This window comes from Tessaracoccus oleiagri (assembly GCF_900103275.1).
GTDB classification, from domain to species: Bacteria; Actinomycetota; Actinomycetes; order Propionibacteriales; family Propionibacteriaceae; genus Arachnia; species Arachnia oleiagri.
Map to the genome: position 1 here is coordinate 157,404 of NZ_FNGP01000005.1, position 20,425 is coordinate 177,828.

The following is a 20,425-nucleotide window of genomic DNA, read 5'->3' on the forward strand; positions in this document are numbered from 1 at the left end:
TCAGAACTTGATCGTCACGGTCTTGGCCAGCCAGATGCCGCCGATGATGAGCATGATGATGCCCAGGACGATCAGCGCCGGCCCGATGATGCCCTCGGTGAACGGCGCGAGGTAGCCGGGGTTGGTGAGCATGAGGAAGCCCGTGACCACGAACGGCAGCGCCATGAGGATGATGGCCGACAGCCGGCCCTCGGCGCTCAGGGTGGCGACGAGGCGGCGGATCTCGTTGCGCTGCCGGATGGTGTTGGCGACCTGGTCGAGGATCTCGGCGAGGTTGCCGCCGACCTCCTGGTTGATGCCGATGGCTTGCGCCGCCCAGGCGAAGTCCTCGCTCTCCATGCGGGCCGACGTGTCCATCAGCGATTCGACGAGCGGACGGCCGACGCGCGTCTCGTTGACCACCCGGGTGAATTCCTCCGACGTGGGACTCTCGGACTCGCTCGCCACCGACGCGAGCGCCTGCGCAAGGCTGTGTCCGGCGCGGAGGTTCGACGCCATCAGTGCCAACGAGTCGTCGAGCTGCTCGGCGAACTGCTTCTGGCGCCTGCTGATCCTCATGCCCAGCCAGACGCGTGCCAGTGCCGGCGCGATGCCCGCGAAGACGACGGCCAGACGGATGCTGCCGAGCAGGAGTCCCAGCGCCGCCCCGACGACCGCGCCAACCCCGACCAGGAAGATGAAGTCCTGGCGGCGCATCTTGAGTCCGGCCAGCTCGATCATCGACGCACCAGGTGGGGTGCCGCGTCGGCGAAGGGCACGTTCGATGAGCGCCGTGGCTGCCGCCGCCCCCTTCTCGAGCGCGGACGGTTCCGGGACGAGGCCCGGGCGTCGCCGTTCAATGGGGACGCGCACAGGCTTGGGCGCGGCGACGAGGTAGACCACCAGCGCGACGGACAGCGCCGCGGAGAACACCGCCAGGTTGACCGGGCTCAGGAGCATGTCGATCACCGGACGCTCCCGTCGGGGCGGCCGAACAGACCCGCCGGAAGGTTGATCCCGAGTTCTTCGAACCGCTCACTGAACCGGGGACGGATACCCGTGGCCTTCGGCTTCCCGAGGAAGCGTCCGTTGCTGTCCACGCCCGCGGAGTAGTCGAAGACGAACACGTCCTGCAGCGTGACGGTCTGGCCCTCCATGCCGTGCACCTCGGTGACCGCGGTGACTCGTCGCGTGCCGTCCCGGAGGCGGGTGAGCTGGATGATGAGGTCCACCGCCGACGCGATCTGCTCGCGGATGGCGCGCAGGGGGAGTTCCATGCCGGCCATGAGGACCAGTGTCTCGAGGCGGGAGACGGCGTCGCGGGGGGAGTTGGAGTGCACCGTCGAGAGGGAGCCGTCATGGCCGGTGTTCATGGCCTGGAGCATGTCGAGGCTCTCGCCGCCGCGGACCTCACCGACGACGATGCGGTCGGGGCGCATACGGAGCGAGTTCCGGAGGAGGTCGCGGATGGTGATCTCGCCCTTGCCCTCGATGTTCCGGGGCCGGGACTCGAGGCGGACGACGTGTTCCTGCTGCAGCTGGAGCTCGACCGCGTCCTCGATCGTGACGATGCGCTCGTCGTCGGGGATGAACGACGACAGCACGTTCAGCAGCGTGGTCTTACCCGTGCCCGTGCCGCCGGAGACGATGATGTTGAGCTTGGCGGCGACGCAGGCGTGCAACAGGTCCGCCATCTCGGGGGTGATGGTGCCGAAGCGGATGAGGTCGTCGACCTTGAGAGGGTCGCGGCTGAACTTTCGGATGGTCAGCGAGGAGCCGTTGAACGCGAGCGGCGGGATCACCGCGTTGACGCGCGAGCCGTCGGGAAGCCGCGCGTCGACCATGGGGGAAGACTCGTCGATACGGCGGCCCACCCGGGAGACGATGCGCTCGATGACCCTGCGGAGGCTCTCCTCGGAGGCGAACCGCGTATCGGCGCGCTGCAGTCGCCCGTCGCGCTCGATGTAGACCATCTCGTGCCCGTTCACCATGATCTCGCTGATGGCCTCGTCATCGAGCAACGGCTGCAGCGGACCATAGCCGAGGACGTCGTCCCGGACCTCGAGCGTGAGCCGGCGTCGCTGATCGGCACTCAGGGGGAGTGCGGCCTCTTCCACGACATCGTTCAGCTCCGCCTGCACCAGCGCGTGGAGTTGCTCCTCGCTGAGCGATGGGTCGTTGAGCCGGGCTCCGATTCGCTCGAAGAGCGTGCTGGCGGTCTTGTCCTTGAGCTTGCGCAGGGCATCATCGGCGGGTGCCCTCTCGGCGACCTTCGCCGATTCGCCTTTCGCCTGGGGCGACTGTTTCGCTGCCGCGGCGGACGGTTCGGCGCCGGTCCCCGGTCCGACGGCGGAGGCAGGCGTCACCGGGGCGGGGCTGTGGCTGGCCGGGGTCGGATCCAGGCCCGGGGGTAGTGCCTCGGCGGCCCGGAGCCGTTCGAGGAGGCTCATCGGGCGACCACCTTGTCACCCATGAAGACGCCGGCAAGCCGGCGAAGGGCCTTGACGAGCGGGTCACGCTTGGCCGACTGCATGAGTGGGATGCCGACGTTGATGGAGGCGAGCGCGGCCTTGGAGCGGGGGAGTGTGCCCCCGACCGGTCCGCCGAGTGTCGCCTCGACATCGGCCTTCGACATGCCCCCGCCCGAGTCGGCGAAGTTGATGATCACCTGTCGCCTGGCCGAGAACATCTTGAGCGCGTTGAGGGTGTCGATCACCTTCCGCAGCCCGCGCACCCCAGGCACGCTGAGTGCGGTGAGCAGGACGAGGTCTGTGGTGGCGTCGAGTGCGCCGAGGGTCTGGTCCATCAGCCCGGGGGAGGTGTCGACGACGACGTAGGCGAACTCAGTGGCAAGCATCTCCAAGAGGTGCCGGATCTGCTCGGCGGTGATCTTCTCGGCGGCGGCGGGGTGGTCGGGCGCAGGGAGTGCATAGAGCCCGGACGCGTGCCGTGCGAGGTAGGTCTTGAGGACCATCGCATCCCGGCTCGCGGGGCCGTCGACGGCGTCGGCCACCGAGAACTCGTGGGTCAGACTGAGGGCCGTCGCCACATCGCCGAAGGGGAGGTCCAGATCCACGAGGACCGTCGATCCCGGAGCAGCTTGTGCCAGCGCCACGGCGAGGTTGGTGGAGGTCAAAGTCTTGCCCACGCCCCCCTTCGGCGAGGCGAAGGTGATGACCCGCCCCGTGGGTCGTGGCGCTGCGGGTGCCTCCGGCGCCGGCGTCCAGCCTTCGGCGCGACGGGCACCGGCGGGCATGGTGGACTCGATCGAGCGACGAATCTCCTCAACATCGGCGTTGCCGCCGATCACATCCGACGCGCCCGAGCGCATGGCCGCCAGCCCCAGCGTTTCTGGCTCTGCGGCGATGAGCAAAACGCTCACGGGATAGTCACGCGTGAGTTCGCGCGACAGATCCAGCGCGGCGTTGGGATCGGTCCGCGCGTCCAAAACGACAAGATCCGGTGGCGGCAGGCCCTCGAGGAGATTCATTAGCGCGCTTGCTCCGCCAGTCTTGGGCTGGGGGAGCGAGAGGCACGAGTTGCCCGTCACCTGGGCAAACCGCTGTTCGAAGTCCGGAGCGACGCCGGAGAGGACGATGCGGATCATGGGAACACGTTCTCCGCAGTGACGACCGGCGGATTGTCATCCGGTGCGTCGGCGGGCTCCAGCGTGAGCCAGATCGGGTAGTACTCCGCAGCCCAGACGATCTTCGCAGCGTCGGCGGCGTTTACAGCCAGCGTGACCATGAGGCTCTCCGCGGGACCCTGAGCAGGCTCTTCATCGGTCGCCTCAATTGCGCCACCGGAAACTCGGGTCACCAGCACCTTGTGGAGGACAAGGTCGGTCTCCCCTTCGACGCTCGTGAAGACACCGACCGTCTCTCCCGCGGCGAGGTGCCCACCCAGGACTCGGCGCGGCTCGAGCTGGATGCTGATCTGGTGCAATCCATCGGGGATCTCGAAGGCCGGAGCATCAGCCAGTTCAGGGGAGACGAAGCGCGCGGCCAACAGTTGCTCACCAGCAACCAGGGGAGCGACGGTCACTTGGCCGGCGACATCACCCAGTGAAGCGACCCCGCCGGGGGTCACAGAGGATTCTGGGACCTCTTTCACCGCGACGTAGTCAGCCATGGCCTCTGCGGGAGTTCCGGCGGGAACCGGCTGTGTCACCACCAAGACAGGCACCGGGGCCAGCTCTGCCATTGCCCGACTATCGGCGCCCTGGGCGTAGGTGAACACGAGCAGGCCCGCCACAACGGCGGAAACCAGCGCCAAGAGGCTGGCTATCAATCGACGGGACATGGCATCCTCACTCCGTCAGCGCCACAACCGCAGCACCGAGTCGTGGACCGCTCGGGCTGTAGTCAAAGTACTCGTTGAGGTCGACGAAGCGATCAAAGCTACCGCGAATACAGCGCTCTTCGCCGCCACACGGCGGGTTGAGCGGCTTGAATTGGCCCGCGAAATAGTAGCTCTTGAGCGTGAATGCTGCGTATCCGAAGACCTTGTACTGTCCACTGCTACCCGTGCCCTTGGCCTCGTCGAAGATCGGAAGAAGGATCGTTTGGCCCAACCACTTGTTGAAGGCCTCAGGTGTGCAGATGGACGGCACGTTGTTTCCACTGTCCGAGCCGATCCAGCCATCGATGACCGACTCGGTCTTGTTGCAACTGGTGGCGCTGGGCGTGAGCCAGCCGAATCCGCCAGGTAACAAGTTGTTCGATGGGCCCGTGCAGTCGGTGGCCGACGCCTTCGTAAAGTAGATGGTGCTCTCCGGCGTGTCCGACGGAATGTTGACCCCCACTACTTCATCAGTCTCAGAATCACGGATCACCGTAACCCCGACCTGCTCGGCCAATTCACACCAAGAAAATGCAAGCGGGAGTACGGCGATGCCGCCGGTGGGATAACCCCAGCGGGCACTCGCACGAGCGGCGATCGGCGTGCTTTCTAAGCCAAGCACAGGTGCAAAGTAGTGGTCACGAATGGTGGAGGTCTCGACCGTGACAGTGCCGGCCGTCTCATCGATCTGCAGGATGGTGCCCTCGGCATTCCCGTCGTTGATGTTTGCGCCAGCCAGGAACTCGGTCGTGGCAGTGGCCTCTGAACATCTGTCTCGCGCGCAGTCCTGCGCGACGGCGAGCACCGCAGCGTCTGCACCTGTTTGAAGTTGCTGGCGGTCCACGTGCATCGCGGAGACGTCAATTGCCAACGCGGCCATGGACATCACGATGACCAGCACTATCGCGGCGATGACTGCGACAGCGCCGCGTTCGCGCGGATGCCCGTTCAACCGTTGCATCGCATGGTGCCTTTCCCGGTGAGGGTGATCTGACCGACTCGGCCCAGGAGCTGCATCGGATACTTGATCGTGACGGTCGCCGTTAGTGGGCCCGAGGTGTCCACGGCTTCACAGTTTGCTGGCATCACACTGACCTGGTTCTCCGAGATGATCACCCCAGGAGCCGCCGACGCGACGGCACGCTTTTTTGCCTCCGCTACCGGATCGCGGTTGTTGCTTGTGTCCTGCAAAGCCATCACACGGACGCCGTCTCGTGCGGCGTTCGACAACACTGATTGGACGAAGAACGCGTGTCCGAACGCGATGACACTCAAGATCATCGCGATGAAAACGGGTGCGACAAGGGCGAACTCGACCGCCGAGGCTCCTCGGTCATGTCCCCTGATGTGCTGCATAAATCAGTCCTCGGAGTTCAGTGGTACCGGGGTCGCCGTGGCGACACGGTCGTCGCCAGCGAGTCGGCGCTGGCGACGACCGAAATATTCGGGAGACTAGCCGGCGTTAGTGCTCGCCGAGGCGCCGGAAGTCGGCTCCGGCAGGGCATCCTTGACATCGGTGAAAAGCCCCTGCAAGGTGCCACCGAGAGCGGTAACAGCCACGATGATAACGACGGCGATGAGGCCCACCAAAAGGCCGTACTCCACGGCCGTGGCGCCGCGGTCGCGACTGCCGCCGAAGCGGGCGTCGATCATAGCGAAGAGGTAGTTGATCATTGAAGTTCCTATCTGCGGAAGGATTGGGGGAGTGAACTTCGCGCGAGTGACCCGGTCTGGATGTATCCTTCGCTGCGGTCGGGACCATAGTTACATTTTTTTGGCCTCTTTATCAAGTCCTCCGTAAAAATTTCCGGATCGGACTTAAGAAGAACGCTCAATGAGCGCTGACTAGGCAATTCGCTGAGTCCGCCCGCGCGCTGCGCTCGGGTGCCCTCGGGGGAGCACTCCTACTTCGCGTGCGACTTCGCGCGGCCGTCCCGCCAGAGCACCAAGACGCCGACCGCGGCGGCGATGCTCAGCGTCGACACGACCAAGCCGGTACCGGGAGGTGTGTCCCAGTTGGCGTCGCTCGCCAAGACCGCCAAGAAGTAGACGCCGAAGAGATGCATGAGACCTGGCGCCGTCGCAGTGAGGGCGACGATTCCCGCCCTCACCAGCAGCGCTCGCGGGACGTGGGCGTAGCCCAGGATCAAGAGGGCGACCGGCACGGCAAGCTCCGCCACGAGCGGCAGCCACGGCGTCGGGTAGAGCGTGCCGGTCGCGCCAGCATCGAGCGACAGCACGAGCAATTGGGTCAGCATGGTCAGAATGAGCACAGCGGGCGCGGTCGTCAGCACACTGACCCACCAATCGGCCTCCAGCGCCGGCAGGATCACCAACCACGAGAGCGCGAACAGCGTTGCGGCAGCAACGGCGAGGTAACCAGAGGCGGAAGCGTCGCCCGGGGCCGGCAACGGATATATGGGTGCCGTGTCCATGGCCACGGCGCAGGCCGCAGAGAAGTCCCGGTAGTAATGGAAGCCGATGAGGATACTGCCGTTCAACATCTCCGTCGCGCAGGGACGCCATACGATCAACACGGCCACCGCATGGAGCACGGCACCCGCGAGGATCATGACGGCAGCCACTGGCCACCGTATTGAACTTCCCCCCATGGAGAGAGGCTACGTCTGACCGCCGTCGGATGGTAGTGGCCACAGGTCGACCAGATGCGGCTACCTCATATAAGTCCGATAAGCGGCATTATGTCATCTCACGAGGACCCTGCTGCGTCGGGACGTAGCGAAGGCCGCGCACTTTGGTGCCGGGTACACGATCCCCCATCGCGGCGGCCGCGGATCCATGAACTGCCGCAGCAAACCCGTCGTGCCCGCTCACTGCGTGGTCCCCGCATCGGGGTCCTGCTGCAAGACGAACCGCTCGAAGCCGGGCATCGTGAACCCGATCCGGTTGTGCCCGCGTCCTTCGACCATACCCTTGTCGATCAGCCGCTGCCGCACGGTGCTGAGCTGCTTGGTGGTCTTGCCCAGCAGGGCCGCCACCTCATTCATCGCAGCCGCCTGGTCTCCGGTCAGGCAGCCCGCCACCGCCGCGAGGAACTCCCGCTCGCCAGGGCTGGCCAGCAACCAGCGCCCGCGGAACAAGCCTTGGTTGAGGGTCCTCTGCGCCTGCTCCAGGCCGGTGCGGGCATGCTCGGGTTCGAGTCGGCTCGGGCCGATGGGTGCGGCCGCTTGCCAGGTGGTGTGACCAAGCAGCTGGATCAAGTACGGGGAGCCGGCGGCCTCGTCGAGGACCAGTCGTGCCGCGTCCGGCGCCCAAGTCACGCCGGCTTCCGCGGCGGGGTTGACCAGGGCCAGGTGCGCCGCACCCGGGTCGAGGCGCTCCAGCTCGACGTAGTGGAAGCGTTCGGTGAACGAGGCAGCCGCCATCAGGGTCTCCGGGGTGTGGGCCAGGCCGGCGATGAACACGGCCAGCGGGGCCTCCTCGGCACCAGCGTCCTGAATCAGGTGCGCGATGCCGGCAAGCTGGCCGCTCGGGCAGTCCTGGATCTCGTCTAGCGTCAGCAGCAGTCCGGCACCTGAGTGGGCGCGGGCCAGGTCGGCGGCCTCCACCACGACCTCGGCAAGCTGGTCGCGCACCACCGAGGGTGGGGCGTCGTCGGCGCGCCAACTGGAGGCGAGCTTCACCATGCCGGCGGCGGAGAGCTCCACGGAGAACTGGGCGAGCCGCTCCCCGATCCGCTCCCACATCGTCTTGCTCCCCGCAGCGCCGGCGACGGCTCGTCCGACCTGCTGGGCGATGCGCTGCAGGGCGTGCGGGGACTTGTCCAGCGCGATGTGCGCGGCGGCGAACCCGGCCTGCTCGGCCTGCTCCCGGATGGCGTGCAGCAGCACCGTCTTGCCCAGTCCACGGGAACCGGTGAACACCGTGATCGGTGAGGCGGGCTCCCCCGACATCCTGACGCCGCTGAGCGCGCCCCGGGCATCCTCAAGGAGGGCGGATCGGCCCGCCAGCGCGCGGGGCCTGATTCCCGCCCCTGGCGTGTAAGGGCTCTTCAGCACGCCGCTAGACGATGTTAGATTCGGCTCCATATCTAACAGCGTATAGCGTGGTCGGTCCGTCTTCCTCGAGCTCAGACACCGCTCACGGCAAATAGGGCTGCGCCGCCTCTCCTCGGATAGTTGGTTAGAGAACCCTTCGGTTCATAACGGACTGCACCGATAGTAGGCCGGCCGCCGCCGTCTGGGCTTCAGGGCTTCACAGCGGTGGCCAGGAAGAGCCCGAACGCCCGGCCCTCCTTCTGCACTTCACCCGCCTCGGCGAAGCGCACGTTCTCGAACCCCGCTGCCAGCAAGTCGGATTGCAGTTGCGCGCGATCGAAGCCGTTGTGTCCGTCGAAGTCGTGCACGTGCTCGTGGAAGGAGCCGTCCTCCTGGTCGAGGTCGGCGATCGCAACGTGGCCGCCTCTCTCAAGTAGCTCATGGAACCCCGCGAGCACCCGGGGCAGGTCCTTGATGTGGTGCAGTACGAGACTGCTGACGATCACGTCGAAGCGCTCCCGGGGCACGTCGTCGGAGGTGAGGTCGAGATCCCAGATGCGGGCGGTCGACGGCAGTACCCCGGCGCCGATCTTCTTGGCCATCGCCTCGCGCATCCCGGCGGACGAGTCCGCCAGGGTGATCGTGCCGACGGTGTCCGCCAGCGCCTGCGCCACGAGCCCGGTCCCCGCGCCGTACTCGAGGAGGCGTTCGTCGCCCCGCAGCGGGACGGCGCCGACCAGCGCCTCGGCCACGGTGCGCGCACGGTCGACCTTGGACTGGTCCTCGTCCCACGTGGCGGCCTGCTCGTCGAAGTGATTGTGCATGCGGAAATCCTAGGTGCTCGCCCCTACAACGTGGACGCGACGAGCTCCGCCACAGTCGAGTAGGTCTTGACTCCCCCGACGAGCCGATACGCGCGTGCCTGCAGGACATACACGGTCGAGGGCGCCAGGCCCGAGAACTTGTAGCCGGCATAGTTGCGGTCGCAGACGCTCGTGAAGCCCCCTGCGTCCACCCAGGCACCACCGCTGCTGAACTCGTAGCCGATGTCGGGTTGGCACACCCCACCGGACTCCGGCGACCGGAACAGCTTCACGCTGATCGTCGAGGACGTGCGGTTCGTGGGTCCCGTCAGACCGGGTGCCGAGATGCCGCTCGGCTCGACGGTCGGGGTCGGGCTCGGCTCGACGGTCGGGGTCGGGCTCGGCTCGATCGTCGGAGTCGGGCTCGGCTCGATCGTCGGAGTCGGGCTCGGGCTGGGCGTCGGCGAGGGCGCCGGATCGCCGGACGTGGACGCTACGAGCTGGGCTTCCGGCGAATAGGTCTTCACTCCCTCGGCCAGTCGGTAGGCGCGCGCCCGGAGCGTGTAGGAGGTGCCGGACGCCAGGCCGGAGAACTTGTAACCGGCGTAGTTCCGATCACACACGCTGCTGAAGCCGCCAACGTCGGACCACGCACCGCCGCTGCTGAACTCGTAGCCGATGTCCGGCCGACACACGCCACCCGACTCGGGCGAGCGGTACAGCTTCACGCTGATCGACGAGGTGGTCAGGTTCGTCGGACCGGTCAGCGATAGTGCCGAGATGCCTTGCGGGTTCGTCGTCGGCTCGGGTGTCGGGGTCGGGGTCGGTGACGCGGTCGGCGTCGGTGACGGCGAGGGCGAGGGCGACGGAGTCGGTGACGGACTGGGAGACGGCGCAGGATCGCCCAGCGTCGTGCCGGTGACGCTCGATGCCGGGGAGAAATCGGTCTTGGCCCCGTCGACGATCCGGTACGCGCGCACGCTCAATGTGTAGGTGGTGCCGGGAGCGAGGCCGGAGAACTTGAACCCTGGATCGGGGTCGTCGCAGGGGGCGTTTGGGAACCCGCCGTGGTCGTACCAGTCGGCATAGGCGCCGCCCTTGAACTCGTAACCGATGTCCGGCTGGCACACGCCCATCGACTCGGCGACGCGGTCGATCACGACGCTGATCGTCGTGCTGGTGCGGTTCACGGGACCGCGGATCGGCGGCGCCGACAACGCGTCGGCATGCGCGGACGGGGCGAACTGGACGCCGGCCGCCACCACCAGCGCGACGACCACGAGCCAGACGGTGGACCGAAGCCTCCCAACGATTCTCCCCGCACGGATCCGTCTCTCGACGCGCACACGCAGACCACCCGAGCCGTCCATGGGTCCCCCGTCCCTCTGGCCAAGTAGCTCAGGTCTATACCCGGCCACTCCCCCTGTCAATAGCGCCTGCATGACGGCCGTCCCTCGTGTTACACCGGATTCATGGAGATCCGTCCCTACGTAGCCGCTGACGTGGCACCCACCCTGGCCGTGTTCCTGGAAGCTGTCACCGTGACCGCTGCCGCCGACTACTCCCCCGCGCAGGTCGAGGCGTGGGCACGGCGCGACGACCGGGACGTGGACACCTGGCACGCGGCGAGGGTCGCCACGCACACCTACGTCGCGGAGTACGACGGTGCCGTGGCCGGGTTCGCGGACATCGACGGCGCCGGGCACATCGGGATGCTGTACGTCGCCCCCGCTTACGGTCGGCGCGGGGTGGCGACCGCGCTGCTCCACCGCCTGCTGCGGGACGCCGCCGCAGCGGGCGTGGACGAGGTGACCACCGAGGCCAGCCTCACTGCGCGACCCTTCTTCGAGCGCCACGGATTCCTTGTGACGGCCCGGCAGCGCGTCCGAGCCGGCGACGTGGAGCTCGTCAACTTCCGTATGACACTCCGGCCCTGAGCCTCAGATGTGCAGCCGACGATGCAGCGCGGCACCGAGCTGGCGCGGCCTGATGGCGACCATCAACACGAGGACGAGCACGCTGAACCCGACGCAGACCAGCGCGGGCACCGGAGTGACCACCCAGCCGAACAGGACGAACAGGCCCGGCGCCAGGCCGAACAGGGCGACGAGCACCGCCTTGGCGAGGTGCTCCGTCGGGTCCTGCCGGATGATCCAGACCACGACGCCAAGGGCGAGGTTGGCCGTCGTGCAGATGGCGGGGATGACCCAGGTCGTGGCCCAGTAGGCCGGCCCGTCGATCGCGTTCCATGCCACCGCGGCCAGCGACAGCAGGACCACGAGCCAGCCGACGAGGCTGCCGACGTTGCGACGCCGCTGCACGGCCGCGACCACCACGAGCCAGACCACCGCCACCGACAGCCACACGGTCCTCACGGGGGCGACGAGGTCGGGCACGAGGGACTGCGCCGCGAACGACGCCACGACGACCAGCACGGACAGCGCGACGACCGCCGCCCACAGCTGCCGGCGGTCGAACCGCAGGGGCACCGGCGGGAAGACCTCGGGCGTCCCCGTCGCCTCGTCCGGGCCGGCCTCGAGCCGCACCCGGCAGAGCGGACACTGCGTCCACTCCCCCGCTATCGAACCGCCGCAGGAGGCGCAACGCCTCATCGTCCAGCCTCCCCTCGGCCGGCTCTTGGTCCGGCCACTTCGGCCAGTTCCCCGGCGGTCACGCGGCTCGCATTGACCTCGACGGGGACCCCGGCGCCGGTGAGGTGGCGGACGAAGGCCGCCTGGTAGTCGGTCTCCACGAAGGGCGCAGTGAACGAGACCGTGAGGAGGTCCCCGTGGCTGACCGCCCCGAACTGGGGGCGGACCGCGGCCACCTGCAGGTAGAGCCGGCCGACGTGCACCGCCACCGGCTCGGGCAGGGCGACCCTGCCGAGATTGGAGATCGCGAGCGTGATCCCCTGATTGCCCCACGAGTTCACCGTCGCCAGGATCAGGTCCTTCAGCGGCCGCGGGACCACGCGGAGCGCCGGGTTGCGCTCGAACCGCACGAGCCGGCGGATCTTGCGCGCCAGCCCGTCCTTGGTGAGCACCTGCTTGAACTGGCGATCGAGCTCGCGGCAGACCGCCGACACCGAGTCCTCCTCCTCGTCGCCGGTGTAGGTGTGCGCGAGCATGGTGGTGGCGAAGAAGTTGCGCCCCGATTCGGTCGGGAAGAACTGCCGGAGGTTGACCGGCACCGAGCACGTGATCGTCCGTGTCGTCCCCGCCGGCAGCCGGGTCGCGCGGATCGCCTCGAAGAACACGGCCAGCAGGTAGATGGTGAGGGAGACCCCCTCCGTCCGCGCCAGCGCCAGCACCGGTTTCACGGGCATCGTGAGCTCGACGACCCGCGTGCGCAGGTCCGGGGTGTGGGTGCCGCGGATGCGGAGGACGTCGCGCCGCCGGTGACGCCGTCTCCGCTGCTCCCGTCCGGCCGGAGCCTCGGCCTCGGGGGGCAGCTCCGTGGTCCGCGACTCGACGGCGGCCGTGGCGTCCTCCTCGAACGGCACCGAGCCCGAGCCGCTCCGGAACCAGTGCGTGAAGGCGTCGACGGTGAACCCCTGTTTCACGTCGCTGGCGGCGGCGCGGAACTCGTCGACGTGCCGGAGCCCGACGTACTCGGTGAGCAGGTCCTCGAAGAACCACAACGCCCCCGTCCCGTCGGTGAGCGCGTGGAAGACCTCGAGCGACACCCGCCGACCCCGGTACAGCACGCGGAAGAGCAGTTCGTGGCGCTCGTGGTGGTAGAGGTGCTGGACCGGCGGGCCCTGTTCCTCGGCGACGACCGGCCGCAGTTCGGACTGCTGCAGGTAGTACCAGAACACTCCCTGCCTGAGCACCGCCTGGAACAGCGGGTACTGGGCGAATACGCGGTCGAGCGCCTCCTGCAGCGTCGCCGGGTCCACCTCCTCGTCGAGCTCGGCGGCGAGGCGGAAGACCTTGCTGTCCACGTCGCTGCGGGCCGCGAGGAAGATGTTGGCGGCGTTGTCGAGTCTGACCCAGGGCCGACGTGCCGCCGCAGCCCCCAGCCTCATCGCCGAGTGCCTGCCGACGGGCTGCCGAGCTCCCGGGTCTGCGTCATGCCGCCGTCGAGGAAGTCGTTGATCACGTCGTACGCGGTCCCGACATGGCGGGAGATCCGCGGCAGCGCGATGAAGCCGTGGAGCGCCCCGTCGACGCGCTCGACCCGGACGGGGGTGCCGGCGGCCCGGAGTGCCGCGCCGAAGGCCTCGCCCTCGTCGCGGAGGAGGTCGTACTCCGCCGTGAGGATGAGCGTGCGCGGCAACCCGGACAGGTCGTCGGCGAGCAGCGGCGAGACGAGCGGCGACGACCGCAGCTCCGGGTCCGGCTGGTACATCGCGACGTAGTCGCTCACCTCCGCAGCCGTCAACCGCAGACCGGTGCCGTACTCGGCCACGGACGGGAACGGCGAGGTCCGCGGGTCGTGGTCCCACTGCGTGACCGGGTAGAGCAGGATCTGGGCCGCCGGCAGCGCACTCCCCCGCGCCCGCAGCGCCAACGTGACGGCCGCGGCGAGGTTCCCGCCCGCCGAGTCGCCGATCAGCGTGATGTCCTCCGGCCCGTCGACCTCGGCGAGCTCCGGGTGGCCGAGGATCGTCTCCGCCACCTCGAGGCAGTCCTCCAGGCCCGCCGGGTACGGGTGTTCGGGCGCGAGGCGGTAGTCGACCGAGCACACGACCTGGCCGGTCAGGTCGGCCATGGTGCGGCAGGTTCCCGCGTACGTGTCGATGTCGCCGATGGTCCAACCCCCGCCGTGGAAGAACAGCAGCACGCCCTTGCGGCTGGCGGTCCGCGGCAGGAAGATGCGCAACGGGATCTGGTGCCCGCCGTGCGCGGTGACCGACTGGTCGAAGATCCGCTCCGGATCCCGGGGCACCCAGGACAGCGCCCGCTGGGCGCGACGGACCTTCTCGTAGTCCTCCCGCATGTTGATCCGGGGCGCGGCGAAGAGGCCCAGGATCGCCCGCATCAGCGGGTTCACGGGCGGGTGCGCCTCACGTGCCGTTGCTCCCATGCCGCAACCTTACGGCCTGGCCGGCGGCGGGAGCGGCACTGCTCGAAGGCGAACCGCCTCGCATGGTCTGCCGCCCGACTAGGCTGGCCGCCCCGGCGGGCCGCAGGGCCTCCGGTGGACCGAGAGGAGCATCATGACCGAGCACGAGAACCATCCGGACCCGGACCCGACGCGCCCATCACAGGCCGAGGGGGACGCGCACGAGGGCACCGACTCCGTCCTCGAGCCGGACACCACGTCCGACGATCCCCAGAGCAACCGGCCGTCCCAGGCCGAGGGCGAGGATCCGGACCGCCCTCAGTAGTTGACCGCGGTTCCTGCGTTTTGGGGCCTCCTGCGAGCTAGGCTTGAACTTCCTGGACCACCGTTGGACGGTGGTGGATAGGAGGTCAGATGACGCAAGGTGCACGAAGTCACCCGGACCCCAACCCGGTCCGCCCGTCGCAGGCGGAAGGGGAACCGGACGATCTGCCCGACGATGTGTCGGACCGACGGGACGAGGCCTATGACTTCTCCCGTGATCCACACACCAACCGCCCCTCGCAAGCCGAGGGCGAAGACGACTAGGACCTCCACCGGCGCCCGGCGCCCGTGAAGTCCTCCAACCACAACAAGTGCGGCCGGTCGCGTCAAGCGACCGGCCGCACCTCGTGTCTGGGCGAGATCAGTACGAGCGGGGGTTCTCCTGCTCGTCCTTCTCCCAGGTCTTGAAGGACTCCACCTCTTCCTCGGAGACGCGCTCCGACTCCGGGTCGTGATCGACTTCCGGGTTGGTGCGGTTGGCGTCCTCCTCGGACTTCCTCACGTGCGCGTCCTCGACCTGGCGCGCGTCCACTTCTTCGCCGGCTCCCGGCGTACGGTTCCAATCCTGGGTACTCATGGGCCCAGCTTTGCACGCCGCCCGACCAGCCGCGACGGAAATGCGGCGGGAGGTTCACCTACTCGCAGCCGATGCCGTCGCCGTCGCGGTCGAGATGCTTCCCGTATCCAGGCTGCCCGGCCAGAACGGGAGCCGCGCCTGCGTCCCGGGCCGCGGTGCAGTTCTTGTAGTGGACGTCCTCGACGGGCGGCGGCGCGACGGCCTGCACCGGCGCGGGGGCCTCGGTGACGGGCGCGGGCGCGTCGGGTGCGGCAGTCGGTGGCCGCGCTGTGACAGAGGGCGCGACCACCTTCGCGGGAATCGACTTGGCCGGTGCAGGAGCCGCCGAGGTCGGCACCGCCGACGGGGGCGCAGGAGAGGGCGAGCGGGATGCGTCGCCGGGCAGCCGCTGGCCGGGGCAGCTCTCGAGCACCCGCGCGATCGCGTCGTGCTCGGGTTGCGTCAGCCAGAGCCGGTACCGGTGCTTCACCGCCACCTGCAGGGCGACGTACTCGCAACGGAAGGGCTTGTTGGGCGGCAGCCAAGTGGCGGCGTCCCCGTCGCCCTTCTGCGCGTTGGCGGGGCCGTCGACGGCGAGCAGGTTGAGGGGGTCGTTCGCGAACAGCGTCCTGGTGCCTTCGTCGAGCTGCTGGGCGCCCTTCTGCCAGGCGTCGGAGAGGGCGACCACGTGGTCGATCTGGACGGCGTTGGACGTGTCGTTGCCGCGCACGAATCCGATCGTGGCTCCAGTGAACGGGTCCGGGGCGAGGGTGCCGCTCAGCACCACGCAGCCCCGGGTGCCGGGCTTGAACGTCACGCCGGTGAGGTCGCGGCCCAGGATGTCGTTGCGGGTGTCGCAGCCGTTGCGGTCGGTGTCCGCCCAGCGCTGGCCGAACATTGCCCGGTCGTACCCGGTCTTCGGCGCGCGCCCCTTGACGGGCAGCTGCGCCAGGACGCCAGCCGCGAGGCGCCCCTCCCCCGCCGAGCCGTTGGAGGACGGGGAGGCGACCGAAGTCGGCGACGCGGAGGTCGCCGCATCCGATGTCGACTCCTCGCCGTCCGGGGCGGCAGTCACCGTGACGGTGGCCGTCGCCGTGGCGGTGGCGGTCACGACCTCGGGGCTCGGGGGCGGCGGATGGGCCGCCGGCACCGCGTCCGGTGACGCGCAGGCCGTCAGCGCGATCGCGGCGGCGGCTGCACCTGCCAGCCACGTGCTTGGCTGCGCTCGTCGCATCCCCGCTCCCTCCAGCACGCCGTGTTCCCGGCCATCATGGCAGTAGCTATCGGAGGCCAGCCCGCAGGGTCGGCAAAGGCTTACCGCTTCCGGTAGAGCTTGTTCGTCTGGTACACGGGCTCGGAGGTGACCTGGATGCCCAGCTGTCGGAAGATGCCCTCGTCCACGGATCCGAGGATCACCGTCGTGTGGACGTCACAGCCGCGCAGGTGCCGCAGCTGGTCGAGTGCCCGGCGGGCGTTGTCGTCGGCGTTCGCGCTCACCGCGAGCGCGATGAGCACCTCGTCGGTGTGGAGCCGGGGATTCTGGCTGCCGAGGATGCCGGTCTTCAGCTGCTGGATCGGCTCGATCGACTCCGGCGACAGGAGCTGGATCTCGTCATCGATGCCCGCCAGCACCTTGAGCGCGTTGATCAGCATCGCGGACGAGGCACCGAGCAGCGCGGACGTCTTGCCCGTCACGACCCGCCCGTCCGGGAGCTCGATCGCCGCAGCCGGCGCCTTCGTGCGGCGGGCCACGTTGTTGGCAGGCACCACCACGGGCCGGTCCTCCAGTGCGATGCCCAGCTGGCTCATCAGCAGGGCGATGCGCTCGGAGGCGTGCGGCTCCAGCATCTCGGCCCGCTCGTGGACGGCCGCCTTGTACCAGCGACGGATGACCTCCTGCTGCGACGCCCGGCGGCACACCTCGTCGTCGCTGATGCAGAAGCCCGCCATGTTGACGCCCATGTCGGTGGGCGACTTGTACGGCGACTTCCCGATCAGCGTCTCGAACAACTGGTTGAGGACGGGGAACACCTCGACGTCGCGGTTGTAGTTGACGACCTGCTCGCCGTACGCCGCGAGGTGGTAGGGGTCGATCATGTTCACGTCGTCCAGGTCCGCCGTCGCAGCCTCGTAGGCGATGTTCACCGGGTGGTCCAGCGGCAGGTTCCAGATCGGGAACGTCTCGTACTTGGCGTAGCCGGACCGGAGCCCGCGCTGGTGGTCGTGGTAGAGCTGCGACAGGCAGGTGGCCATCTTCCCGCTGCCGGGGCCCGGGGCGGTGATGACGACGAGGTCGCGCTCGGTCTCGATGTAGTCGTTCTTGCCGAACCCGGCGTCGCTGACGATGTGCCGGACGTCGCTCGGGTAACCCTTGATCGGGTAGTGCCGGTACACCCGCAGCCCCAGCCGCTCGAGCTTGCGACGGAACGCCCGGGCCTGGGCGTTGTCCTCGGTGGCCTGGGTGATCACGACGCTGCCCACGTGGAGGTCCCGCCCCCGGAAACCGTCGATCAGCCGTAGTACATCGGACTCGTACGGTATGCCGTGGTCCGCGCGGTGCTTGTTGCCGGCGAGGTCCTTGGCGCTCACCACGACGATGACCTCCACGTCGTCGCGGAGCGTCTCCAGCATGGCGATCTTGTTGTCCGGCGTGAACCCCGGCAGCACGCGGGAGGCGTGCATGTCGTCGAACAGCTTGCCGCCGAACTCCAGGTAGAGCTTTCCACCGAACTGCGCCCGCCTCGCGGCGATGTGTTCGGACTGCATGGCCAGGTACTTCGCGCGATCAAACCCTTGCTGCACCCGTGCAGCCTACCCCCGGATCGTCCGCGTATCATGGAGGGGTCACTAGGCGGAGGGACGCATGACCAACAACCCATACGACAACGACCCCTACGGAGCCACCGGCGGTTCCGAACCGGACTGGGGTCCCCAGCCGGTGACCGGACCGCAGAACCCGTTCGCGGGTGGCCGCTACGCGGACCCCCGCCAGCAGCAGCCGCGGCAGGATCCCATCTACGGCACGAGCTACGGATCGGACCCGTACAACCCGTTCGCGGGGCGTCACCTGCCGCAGCGCTACGGGTACAACGCACCGCCGCCGGACCGGCAGCGCCACGTGACCATGCTGCGCCTGAACGCCTGGCTCTCGGCCTTCTTCCCCATCGCCGGCCTCATCTTCTTCTTCGTTGAGAAGGGCAAGCAGCCCCTCTACGACAAGCACTTGAAGGAGACGTTCAACATGGCGCTGACCCGTCTGCTCATCGCGGGGGGCGCGTCGATGTTCTCCGGCTGGCTCGGTGCGATGTTCGGCATCGCCACGGCCGTCTACTTCGTGTTCGCCATCCTCGGCGCCATCCAGGGCCCCACCAAGTATCTGGAGGGCCAGGAGATGCGCTACAAGGGCGCCATCCCCTTCACCCGCGACTAGAGCTCGAACGGCGACGGGTCGCCCGCACCCACGCGGGCGATGACCGGCTCGTCACCCGTCAGGTCGACGACGGTCGTCGGCTCCACGCCGCAGTCGCCGGAGTCCAGCACCGCGTCGAGCTGGTGGTCCAACAACTCCTTGACCTCCCAGCCCTCGACAAGGGGGTCCTCGCGGCCGGGCAGCAGCAGCGTCGAGCTGAGCATGGGGCCGTCGAGTTCGGCGAGCAGGGCGTGCGCGGTGGGGTGACTGGGGATGCGGACCCCGACGGTGCGCTTCTTCGGGTGCTGCATCGCCTTGGGCACCTCGCGGGTGGCCTTCAGGATGAACGTGTAGGGCCCGGGGGTCGACGCCTTCACCATCCGGAACACCCAGTTGTCCATCTCGACGTACTGGCCGAGCTTCGCGAAGTCGTCCACCACGAGCGTGAAGTGGTGCTTGTCGTCGAGTTGCCGTATCTGCTTGATGCGCTGGATGCCCGCCGTGTTGCCGAGCGCCGCGCCAAGGGCGAAGCACGAGTCTGTCGGGTACGCCACCAGCCCCCCGTCCCTGATGATCTGGCCGACCTGGGCGATGGAGCGAGGCTGCGGGTTCACCGGGTGGACGTCGTAGTACCGTGCCACTCAGAACACCTCCTTGTTGATGGCCGCGAGGAGTTCCTCGGGGATCTCGTCCGTCATGGCGCGGGCGGAGTCGGTGATGGACTCCGGCCGGGTGGCGCCGGGGATCGGGATGACGTGGTCGCCCAGCGACAGCTCCCAGGCGAGGATCACGCGGTGGGTGCTGATCCCGAGCTCCTCCGAGGCGCGGTGGATGCTGCGGAACTTCTCGTCGAGCGGAGCCGTGGCCCTGCGCATGCCGCCCACCGGCGAGTAGGGGACGAACGCGATGCCGTGCTCACCGCAGAACTCGAGCTCCTGCCTGCTGGTGTGGTGGAACCAAGGGGAGAACTCGTTCTGCACGGCGGCGAGGCCGCCCTCCCCCAACACGTCGAGCGCCACCTCGATCTCCTCGACGCTCGCGTTCGAGATGCCGATCTCGTTGATGATGCCGTAGGACTGGAGCGTCGCCAGCCCCTCGATGGATTCGGCGTACGCGAGGGAACGGTCCGGACGATGGAGGTACAACAGGTCCAGCTGCTCGACCTCCAGCGCTTCGAGCGCGCGCTCGGCGCGCTCACGCAGGTAGTCCGGGGTGCCGTTGCGGCCCCAGCGCTCGCCCTCGGCGCGGGTGATGCCCGCCTTCGTGCACACGACGATGTCGTTGGTGTCGCCGTCGTAGCGGCGGAGCGCCTCCGCGACGATGCGCTCGTTGTGGCCCATCTGGTCCCAGCTGGGTGCGTAGATGTCCGCCGTGTCGATCAGGGTGATGCCTGCGTCCAGGGCGGCGTGCACCGTCGCGACCGGGTCCTCGACGGGTCTGCCCTGGCCCGGGCCGGTGGAGACGGGCATCGCGCCGAACCCGATCGGCGACACCTGGAACTGTCCGATTCTGCGCTCACTGACCATGTGCGGGAGCTTACCTTGCACGGTAGCGATCGACAGGGGAAAAGCCCTCCGCCGTCAGTTCTACTCCTCCCGGTACGAACGGCAGCGTCACGTCGCGGAGCGACAGCTCGCAGCGGAGCGTGACCCGGACCTCTGCTTCGACACCGAGCGGGGCGGCGAGGCCGGCCATGTCCATGGCTGACGAGTGCCGCAGGCACCGGAGGCGCTCGCTTTCCAGTCCCGCCTCGACGATGTCGCCCGCAGCCCGCTCCCCCGCGGCCGGCGTGCGCTCCAGCGCCGCCGCGCGGGCCGCGGAGCCCGCGACGGCACGCAGCTCCTGCCGGGCCAACGACACCTGGGCGAGCACCACCACCAGGCCCACGAGCAGCACCAGGCCGGGGATGATCACGGCCGCCTCGATTGCCGGCGCCTGTCCACGTTGTCCGCGCATGCCGCCCATCCTCGCAACCGGAAGGGCCAACGGCTGACCCGCGCGGCACGCT

At 68.4% G+C, this 20,425-nt stretch carries 23 protein-coding genes; 3 read left to right on the forward strand and 20 right to left on the reverse strand.

What is annotated here, in order from left to right; genetic code table 11:
* The 11 genes from BLR46_RS13045 to BLR46_RS15130 all read right to left on the reverse strand — a co-directional run bounded on the left by BLR46_RS13045 (position 1) and on the right by BLR46_RS15130 (position 10,401).
* Positions 1-939, reverse strand: coding sequence for a type II secretion system F family protein (locus BLR46_RS13045; RefSeq protein ID WP_093253298.1), 939 nt, complete (start codon positions 937-939; stop codon positions 1-3).
* Positions 940-944: 5 nt separating this feature from the next.
* On the reverse strand, positions 945-2,429 hold the full coding sequence (locus BLR46_RS13050) for a TadA family conjugal transfer-associated ATPase (RefSeq protein WP_093253032.1): 1,485 nt from the start codon (positions 2,427-2,429) through the stop codon (positions 945-947).
* Positions 2,426-3,586 (reverse strand): CpaE/TadZ family protein, encoded by a 1,161-nt coding sequence (locus BLR46_RS13055; protein WP_093253035.1) that lies wholly within the window; start codon positions 3,584-3,586, stop codon positions 2,426-2,428. Before BLR46_RS13055 ends, BLR46_RS13050 begins: the two co-directional genes overlap by 4 nt.
* Positions 3,583-4,281 (reverse strand): Flp pilus assembly protein CpaB, encoded by a 699-nt coding sequence (gene cpaB / locus BLR46_RS13060; RefSeq protein ID WP_093253037.1) that lies wholly within the window; start codon positions 4,279-4,281, stop codon positions 3,583-3,585. The genes BLR46_RS13055 and cpaB overlap by 4 nt, the downstream gene beginning before the upstream one ends.
* A 7-nt stretch (positions 4,282-4,288) precedes the next feature.
* On the reverse strand, positions 4,289-5,281 hold the full coding sequence (locus BLR46_RS13065; RefSeq protein WP_093253040.1) for a pilus assembly protein TadG-related protein: 993 nt from the start codon (positions 5,279-5,281) through the stop codon (positions 4,289-4,291).
* Positions 5,269-5,676 (reverse strand): TadE/TadG family type IV pilus assembly protein, encoded by a 408-nt coding sequence (locus BLR46_RS13070; protein WP_093253043.1) that lies wholly within the window; start codon positions 5,674-5,676, stop codon positions 5,269-5,271. The genes BLR46_RS13065 and BLR46_RS13070 overlap by 13 nt, the downstream gene beginning before the upstream one ends.
* 96 nt (positions 5,677-5,772) lie before the next feature.
* Positions 5,773-5,994, reverse strand: coding sequence for a Flp family type IVb pilin (locus BLR46_RS13075; RefSeq protein WP_093253046.1), 222 nt, complete (start codon positions 5,992-5,994; stop codon positions 5,773-5,775).
* A gap of 230 nt (positions 5,995-6,224) precedes the next feature.
* Complete coding sequence (locus BLR46_RS13080; protein ID WP_093253048.1) at positions 6,225-6,893, reverse strand: hypothetical protein; 669 nt, start codon at positions 6,891-6,893, stop codon at positions 6,225-6,227.
* A gap of 258 nt (positions 6,894-7,151) precedes the next feature.
* A complete protein-coding gene (locus tag BLR46_RS13085) occupies positions 7,152-8,339 on the reverse strand; it encodes an AAA family ATPase (protein WP_176761777.1) in 1,188 nt (395 codons plus the stop codon).
* 188 nt (positions 8,340-8,527) lie between these two features.
* On the reverse strand, positions 8,528-9,142 hold the full coding sequence (locus tag BLR46_RS13090; RefSeq protein WP_093253052.1) for a class I SAM-dependent DNA methyltransferase: 615 nt from the start codon (positions 9,140-9,142) through the stop codon (positions 8,528-8,530).
* A 23-nt stretch (positions 9,143-9,165) separates the two neighbouring features.
* Positions 9,166-10,401, reverse strand: coding sequence for a hypothetical protein (locus BLR46_RS15130; RefSeq protein WP_176761770.1), 1,236 nt, complete (start codon positions 10,399-10,401; stop codon positions 9,166-9,168).
* Positions 10,402-10,593: 192 nt separating this feature from the next.
* On the opposite strand from BLR46_RS15130, the gene BLR46_RS13105 reads away from it, so the two are divergent.
* Positions 10,594-11,058 carry a GNAT family N-acetyltransferase gene (locus BLR46_RS13105; protein ID WP_093253060.1) on the forward strand — a complete coding sequence of 155 codons (465 nt, stop codon included), beginning with the start codon at positions 10,594-10,596 and terminating at the stop codon, positions 11,056-11,058.
* Positions 11,059-11,061: 3 nt separating this feature from the next.
* On the opposite strand, the gene BLR46_RS13110 is transcribed toward BLR46_RS13105, so the two are convergent.
* The 3 genes from BLR46_RS13110 to BLR46_RS13120 form a co-directional block, all read right to left on the reverse strand.
* On the reverse strand, positions 11,062-11,667 hold the full coding sequence (locus BLR46_RS13110; RefSeq protein WP_093253063.1) for a DUF6320 domain-containing protein: 606 nt from the start codon (positions 11,665-11,667) through the stop codon (positions 11,062-11,064).
* Between the two features lie 62 nt (positions 11,668-11,729).
* Positions 11,730-13,148: a condensation domain-containing protein gene (locus BLR46_RS13115; RefSeq protein WP_093253065.1), complete on the reverse strand. Its 1,419-nt coding sequence runs from the start codon at positions 13,146-13,148 to the stop codon at positions 11,730-11,732.
* Positions 13,145-14,149: an alpha/beta hydrolase gene (locus BLR46_RS13120; protein WP_093253068.1), complete on the reverse strand. Its 1,005-nt coding sequence runs from the start codon at positions 14,147-14,149 to the stop codon at positions 13,145-13,147. The genes BLR46_RS13115 and BLR46_RS13120 overlap by 4 nt, the downstream gene beginning before the upstream one ends.
* Before the next feature lie 133 nt (positions 14,150-14,282).
* Here BLR46_RS13120 and BLR46_RS15135 point away from each other — a divergent pair, with 133 nt between their 5' ends.
* A complete protein-coding gene (locus BLR46_RS15135) occupies positions 14,283-14,453 on the forward strand; it encodes a hypothetical protein (protein ID WP_176761778.1) in 171 nt (56 codons plus the stop codon).
* 360 nt (positions 14,454-14,813) lie between these two features.
* Here BLR46_RS15135 and BLR46_RS14925 read toward each other — a convergent pair whose 3' ends face one another.
* The 3 genes from BLR46_RS14925 to BLR46_RS13130 form a co-directional block, all read right to left on the reverse strand.
* On the reverse strand, positions 14,814-15,029 hold the full coding sequence (locus BLR46_RS14925) for a hypothetical protein (RefSeq protein WP_143008305.1): 216 nt from the start codon (positions 15,027-15,029) through the stop codon (positions 14,814-14,816).
* Positions 15,030-15,087: 58 nt separating this feature from the next.
* A complete protein-coding gene (locus tag BLR46_RS15630; RefSeq protein WP_093253070.1) occupies positions 15,088-16,242 on the reverse strand; it encodes a GmrSD restriction endonuclease domain-containing protein in 1,155 nt (384 codons plus the stop codon).
* Positions 16,243-16,322: 80 nt separating this feature from the next.
* Positions 16,323-17,810, reverse strand: coding sequence for a DUF1846 domain-containing protein (locus BLR46_RS13130; protein WP_093253073.1), 1,488 nt, complete (start codon positions 17,808-17,810; stop codon positions 16,323-16,325).
* A 61-nt stretch (positions 17,811-17,871) separates the two neighbouring features.
* Between BLR46_RS13130 and BLR46_RS13135 the strand changes: the two genes are divergently transcribed.
* On the forward strand, positions 17,872-18,438 hold the full coding sequence (locus BLR46_RS13135; RefSeq protein WP_093253074.1) for a DUF4870 domain-containing protein: 567 nt from the start codon (positions 17,872-17,874) through the stop codon (positions 18,436-18,438).
* On the opposite strand, the gene BLR46_RS13140 is transcribed toward BLR46_RS13135, so the two are convergent.
* The 3 genes from BLR46_RS13140 to BLR46_RS13150 are packed head-to-tail and all read right to left on the reverse strand — an operon-like array spanning position 18,435 to position 20,373.
* Positions 18,435-19,058, reverse strand: coding sequence for an L-threonylcarbamoyladenylate synthase (locus BLR46_RS13140; protein WP_093253077.1), 624 nt, complete (start codon positions 19,056-19,058; stop codon positions 18,435-18,437). The two genes, BLR46_RS13135 and BLR46_RS13140, sit on opposite strands and share 4 nt — an antisense overlap.
* The gene (locus BLR46_RS13145) at positions 19,059-19,943 is read right to left on the reverse strand and encodes an aldo/keto reductase (protein WP_093253078.1); all 885 of its coding nucleotides are present in this window, start codon (positions 19,941-19,943) and stop codon (positions 19,059-19,061) included.
* 10 nt (positions 19,944-19,953) lie between these two features.
* On the reverse strand, positions 19,954-20,373 hold the full coding sequence (locus BLR46_RS13150; protein ID WP_093253080.1) for a pilus assembly protein TadG-related protein: 420 nt from the start codon (positions 20,371-20,373) through the stop codon (positions 19,954-19,956).
* Between the last annotated feature and the right edge of the window lie 52 nt (positions 20,374-20,425).